This window comes from Streptomyces sp. 8K308, assembly GCF_004348315.1.
Classification (GTDB): domain Bacteria; phylum Actinomycetota; class Actinomycetes; order Streptomycetales; family Streptomycetaceae; genus Streptomyces.
The window spans coordinates 1-5,652 of the sequence record NZ_SMKC01000412.1 but is presented as its reverse complement, the minus strand read 5'-3'; the positions used below and the strand labels follow the sequence as shown (position 1 = coordinate 5,652).

The following is a 5,652-nucleotide window of genomic DNA, read 5'->3' as shown; positions in this document are numbered from 1 at the left end:
GTGCGTGGGGGCGCACGCGGGCCGGGCCGCGCCGAGCGCGTAGCGGAAGGGTGGGTGGGGAGGGGAAGACCCAGCGGTCAGGACAGAGCCGCAGCGAGCCGGTCGACCAGCAGGTCCCAGCGCCAGCGTTCCTCGATCCAGGCGCGGCCGCGTTCGCCCATCCGGCGCCGCAGCTCGGGATCCCGCAGCAGCGTCACCACCCGGTCCGCCGTCTCGGCCGGCGCCGACTCCGCACCGCCGCGCACCACCCACCCGGTCTCGCCGTCCAGGACCGCGTCCGGCGCCCCGCCCGAGTCGCCGGCCACGACCGGCAGGCCGGTCGCCGACGCCTCCAGGTAGACGATGCCGAGGCCCTCCACGTCGAGGCCGCCGCGCCGGGTGCGGCACGGCATGGCGAAGACGTCGCCCGCGCCGAAGTGCGCCGGCAGTTCGGCCCACGGCACCTCGCCGGTGAAGCGCACCGAGGCCGCCACGTCGACGTCGGCCGCCAGGCGCTCCAGGTCGGCCCGGTAGGGGCCGCCGCCGACGATCAGCAGCACCGTGTCGGGCTCGGCTGCCAGGATCCGCGGCATGGCGCGGATCAGCGTGTCCTGGCCCTTGCGCGGCACGAGGCGGGAGACGCACACCACGACGGGCCGGTCGGTCAGGCCGAGCGCGGCCCGGACGGCGGCGCCGCCCGAGTCGGGGTGGAAGGTCTTCTCGTCGACGCCGGGCGGGAGTTGGAGCATGCGCGCGGCCGCGTCGCGGCTCAGCGCGCGGGCGATCCGGGAGCGGGTGTACTCGCCGAGGTAGGTGATGGTGTCGGTGTGCTCGCCGACGCGCCGCAGCAGCTGTCGTGCGCCCGGGAGTTGGGCCCAGCCCGCCTCGTGGCCGTGGGTGGTGGCGACCAGCCGCTCGGCGCCCGCGGCGCGCAGCGAGGGTGCCATCAGGCCGAGCGGGGCCGCGGCGCCGAACCACACGGCGGTGCAGTCGTGTTCGCGCAGCAGCGCGGTGGCGCGCCGGGTCGCGCCCGGAGTCGGCAGCAGCATGGTGGTCCGGTCCCGGAAGACCGGGAACGGCTGCTCGGCGTCGAAGTCGGCCGTGGCCCGCCGGCCCTCCGCGTCCCGCTTCCAGGTCGAGGCGTAGACCACCACACGGTTGGGGTCGAGGCGGCGGGCCATGTTGTGCAGGAAGGACTGGATGCCGCCGGGGCGCGGCGGGAAGTCATTGGTGACGATCAGCGTCTTACGCATCGGACGAGACGATACCGATCGTGGGTTCGGTCCGCGTCACCCGTGTCGGGGGAGCACCCGCGTCAGGGGCGCACGACGGAGGAGATCGGCAGTATGCCGACGCCCTCGTAGCGCACGGTGGCGCCCGGGTAGGGGGCGTGGACGATCTGGCCCTGGCCGACGTACATCCCGACGTGGCTGGCGTCCGCGCGGTAGACGACGATGTCGCCTGGGCGTGCCTCGTCGAGGGAGACCCGGCGGCCGGCCGCGGCCTGGCCCTGGGAGGTGCGCGGCAGCGAGACCCCGGCCTGCGCGTAGGCCCACTGGATGAGTCCCGAGCAGTCGAAGGCGGTGGGCCCGGCCTGTCCCCAGGCGTAGGGGCGGCCGACCACGCCGCGGGCCGCGGCGACGGCCACGGCGGCGCGCGCGCTGCCCGGGCCGGTCACGGGGACGGTGGCCGGGGCACGCCGCACGTCGCGCGCCGCACGCTCGCGTTCGGCGCGCTCGGCACGCTCGCGGGCGGAGAGCCGCTCGTACTGCCGGCGCGCCGAGGCGAGGCGCCGCTGCGCGGTGAGCTTGCGGCGATTGAGCTCCTCCTTCTCGGCGGTGAGTTCGGCGAGCCGCGCGTCGGCCTCGGCCCGCCGCCGGTCGAGGCCGCGCTGCGCGTCGAGCAGGTCGCGCAGCCCCTGGGCGCCGCGGGCGCCGGCGCGTTCGACGGCGGCGGCCCTGGCGAGGTAGGTGTCGGGGTCGTCGGAGAGCAGCAGGACCAGCGTCGGGTCGAGGCCGCCGGCCCGGTACTGGGCGGCGGCGTTGGCGCCGATCACGTGCCGCCGGTCGTTGACGAGTTGCTGCCCGCGGGCCACCCGCTCCTGGCTGCTCTCGAGTTCGGCCTCCAGCACCTGGACGCGCTCGGCGGCGCCGTTGTACGCCTCGATGGCGCGCTCGGCCTCGGCGAAGAGCCGGTCGACCTCCCGGGCCGCCTCGGCGCTGTCGGCGGGCGGTTCCGTCGGCGCCACGGGGGCGGCCAGGACGGGGATCGCGGTCATGGCGGCCGCGGTGGCGGCCGTCAACACGGTGGCACGGGCGGCCAGGACCGGCCGCGATCGGGGCGGACGGCGGTGTCGATGCTGGACCACAGCGGGCCGCGCTCCCTTCGTTGGGGACGTGAGCGCAGCAGAATGTAGCCGTGTGGTGGCGGCGGTTGGCGAAACGACGTCACCGCGCGGCCCGTGTCGTGACACGCAAACCGCAGGTCACGCCCGGCGCCTGGGGGTGTCGGACGTTCCCGGAATCACCTGGACGGACGAGGCCGGTCGGCCGAGGTCAGCCGACCCGGACGCCGAACATGAACGGCATCACGTCGACGCCGAGGTACTCGACGCTGGAGCCGGGGCGCGGGGCGTGGATGATCTGCCCGTTGCCGGCGTAGAGGCCGACGTGGTGCAGGTCGTCGTAGTAGAAGACCAGGTCGCCGGGGGCGAGTTCGTTCATCGAGAGCCGGGTGCCGATGGTGGCCTGCGACTGGGAGGTGCGCGGCAGCGAGACGCCGGCCTGCGCGTAGGCCCAGGAGGTGAGCCCCGAGCAGTCGAAGGAGTTCGGCCCCGTGGCGCCCCACACGTAGGGCGAACCGAGCTTGCTGGCTGCGGCGTTGAGGGCGGCGGCGCCGTAGGAGGACGAGGTGCCGTCGGTGATGGCGGTGCGTCCCGAGTCGCGGTTGGCGCGCTCCTGGGCCTCGGCCTGGCGGGCGGCCTCCTCGGCGGCGATCGCGGCCCGCTCCTCCTCGGTGAGCTGGTTGAGCAGGGCCTGGGCCTCGCTCAGCCGGCCCTGGATCTCGTCCTTCTGGTCGCTGAGGTCGGTGCGGATCTGCTCGAGCTCGGCGAGCCGCTGGGCGGCCTCGTCGCGCCGCTGGTCGAGGTCGCGCTGCGCGTTCTCGATGAGCCGCAGGGTCTCGGCCTGGCGGCCGCTGACCTGGCTGAGCCGCGATGCCTGGTCGAGGTAGGCGTCGGGATCGGAGGCGAGGAACAGCTGCACCGAGGGGTCGATGCCGCCGGTTCTGTACTGGGCGGTGGCCACCGCGCCGAGGCTGGCGCGCAGTTCGTTGAGCTCCTCCTGGCCGCGGGCCGCGGAGTCCTGGAGCTCCTCGATCTCGGTCTCCAGCTCCCCCTCGCGCTCCTTGGCGCCGTTGTACTCCTCGGTGATCGCCTCCGCCTCCTCGTAGAGGCGGTCGACCTCCTCCTGCACCTCTTCCCTGGTGGAACCCGGGTCGGCGCTGGCGGACTGGGCGGTCATGCCGACGGTGGCGGCCGCGGTGGCGGCGGCGCCGAAGAAGGTGACACGGGCACGGCTTGGCTGCTTGGGACGACGGTGGGACGCCACTGGGGCGAGCTCCTTCTTCCTCCAGCCGCCTGCCGGGAGTGTGGGGGCGGGGCCCCGGCTCCGCGCACCTGCGCCGCGGAATCGGCGGTTCCTCCACGGCCACCCCGGATGGGTGGACTACCGCGCGAAGGTTCGAGCCCAGACCCTAGCGACAGCGCATTCGTAGGTTCAAATCCCCACCGATATTTTTTACTTACCTCACACCGGGCGCATGCGGAAGCACACGCTCCGTACGGCGCGCGACGGTCTGCGCGTCAGGTGCGGGCGAGCCGCTTCAGCAGCATCGCCGAGGCGACCGGGCGCGCGCCCGAACGAGCCACGCCGTCCGCGACCTCGCGGTCCGAGGACACTACGACCAGCGGACGGCCGGCCGGCTCGGCCCGCACCAGCTGTCTGATCAGCTCGTCCGCCGTCTGCCCCGGCCGGCTGAACAGCACCCGCACCCCGCGCGGCGGCGTCACGAGCACCGGCGCGGCCAGCTCGGCCCCGTCGAACACGCAGGTCATCTCGGAGCCCGTCTGCGCCGCGAGCACCGCGAGGCCACGGAGCAGCCGCAGCCGCTGCTTCTCCAACGGCATCGTAGGATAGCCGGTCTTGGTCACGTTGTAGCCGTCGACGACCAGATGCGCCTGGGGCAGCGCCAGCAACTGGTCGAGCAACGCCGGGTCGTCGGCCGCCAGCGCCCGCTGCGCCACGTCCTGCGGGGTCAACCCGCCGGGCTCCACCGCGTCCACCGTCTGCGCGGGACGCAACGTGGCCGGCGGCAACGCCAGTTCGCGCCGCAGGCCCTGCGCGGCGTCCAGCACCGTGTCGAGCAGCAGCCGCAGCCGCATGTCCTCGATGCCGCGCCCCTCGCGCACCGACTTCCGGCTCGCCTCGAGCGCCGACTCGGCCTCCGCGAGCCGCGACCGCAGCCGCCTGGCCTCGCCGTCCGCCTGCGCCTTGGCGACCCCCGCCTCGGCCCGCACCTCGTCGAGCTCGGCCCGCAGTTTGCGCAGCGCCGCCTCGCCGCGCCGCACGTCACTGACCGCGCTCCGGAGCTTGCGGTGCACCGCGTCCGTCTCCTTGCGTGCCGCCTCCAACTCGGCGCGCAGCCGGTCGCCGTCCGCCCGGGCCGCGGCGCTGACCTGCGCCAACTCCTCACGCAGCCGCGCCAGCTCGCGCTCCCGCTCCTGGCTGGCGCGCTCCTCCTGGGCCCGCTGCGCCTCCTCGCCAGCGGCGGCCACCAACTTGGCCCAGCCGGGCGGACGCAGCACGAACGCCGCGGCCGCCACCTCGACGGGGTCGGCGGCCGGCGGCGGGGCGCCGCTCTCCACGGCCTCGGCCAGCTCCGGCTCCACCTCCCGCATCCGGGACCCGACCCGCTGCCGGAAGATGGCGTCGCTCTCCAACGCGGCGGCGATCGCGCTGCCGCCGAACTTCACCCGGCGGGCGGGCTGGAAACGGGCGTACTGCCGCAGCGAGGGCGGCAGCTCGGACATCGTCAGCGAACCGAAGGCGTCGCCGGCCAGCACGATCACCCGGTGACGGACCCGCTCGGGCAGCGGTCGGTCGAGGGACTCGGCCGCCTCCGGCCGCCTCGCCGCCCCCTCGTCATCCGTGGGATCCGCCACCGCTCAGTCCGTCCGTCGGGTCCTGTCAGCCACTGCCGCTTCTCCATCCAGTGTCACCCTACGGCCTGGTGCCGTCCGCGTCTGCCCACGACCGGCGCGGCGGCCCGACCAGGGGACGACTAAGGTGTGGCCCTGGTACCGCGTCCGGAAGGGGCCAAGCAGTGATCACGTCGATCGTCCTCATCAAGACCAGCGTGGACCGCGTTCCCGAGGTCGCGGAGCGGATCGCCGCGCTCGACGGGGTCAGCGAGGTCTACTCGGTGACGGGCCCGCACGACCTGATCGCGATGGTGCGGGTGCGGGACCACGACCAGTTGGCCGAGGTGATCCCCGGGCGCCTCAGCAAGATCCCCGGGGTGGAGTCGACGGAGACGCACATCGCTTTCCGCACGTACTCGCAGCACGACCTCGAAGCGGCCTTCGCCATCGGCCTCGAGTAGTTTCCCCCACCC

Annotated in this window: 5 protein-coding genes; 1 reads left to right on the top strand and 4 read right to left on the bottom strand. The window is 74.6% G+C overall.

Going from position 1 to position 5,652, the window contains the following annotated elements; translation table 11 throughout:
• Positions 1-77 precede the first annotated feature (77 nt).
• The 4 genes from E1265_RS32775 to E1265_RS32760 all read right to left on the bottom strand — a co-directional run bounded on the left by E1265_RS32775 (position 78) and on the right by E1265_RS32760 (position 5,200).
• Positions 78-1,232 (bottom strand): glycosyltransferase family 4 protein, encoded by a 1,155-nt coding sequence (locus tag E1265_RS32775; protein WP_132934600.1) that lies wholly within the window; start codon positions 1,230-1,232, stop codon positions 78-80.
• Between the two features lie 62 nt (positions 1,233-1,294).
• Complete coding sequence (locus E1265_RS32770; protein WP_132934599.1) at positions 1,295-2,257, bottom strand: C40 family peptidase; 963 nt, start codon at positions 2,255-2,257, stop codon at positions 1,295-1,297.
• 277 nt (positions 2,258-2,534) lie between these two features.
• Complete coding sequence (locus E1265_RS32765; protein ID WP_132934598.1) at positions 2,535-3,587, bottom strand: C40 family peptidase; 1,053 nt, start codon at positions 3,585-3,587, stop codon at positions 2,535-2,537.
• A gap of 254 nt (positions 3,588-3,841) precedes the next feature.
• Positions 3,842-5,200 carry an NYN domain-containing protein gene (locus tag E1265_RS32760; RefSeq protein WP_132934597.1) on the bottom strand — a complete coding sequence of 453 codons (1,359 nt, stop codon included), beginning with the start codon at positions 5,198-5,200 and terminating at the stop codon, positions 3,842-3,844.
• Positions 5,201-5,361: 161 nt separating this feature from the next.
• Here E1265_RS32760 and E1265_RS32755 point away from each other — a divergent pair, with 161 nt between their 5' ends.
• Positions 5,362-5,640 carry an Lrp/AsnC ligand binding domain-containing protein gene (locus E1265_RS32755; RefSeq protein ID WP_132934596.1) on the top strand — a complete coding sequence of 93 codons (279 nt, stop codon included), beginning with the start codon at positions 5,362-5,364 and terminating at the stop codon, positions 5,638-5,640.
• Positions 5,641-5,652 lie beyond the last annotated feature (12 nt).

Excerpts from the sequence above, each read along its gene's own strand:
- E1265_RS32775 (WP_132934600.1), bottom strand. The coding sequence starts at position 1,232 with ATGCGTAAGACGCTGATCGTCACCAATGACTTCCCGCCGCGCCCCGGC.
- E1265_RS32770 (WP_132934599.1), bottom strand. The coding sequence starts at position 2,257 with ATGACCGCGATCCCCGTCCTGGCCGCCCCCGTGGCGCCGACGGAACCG.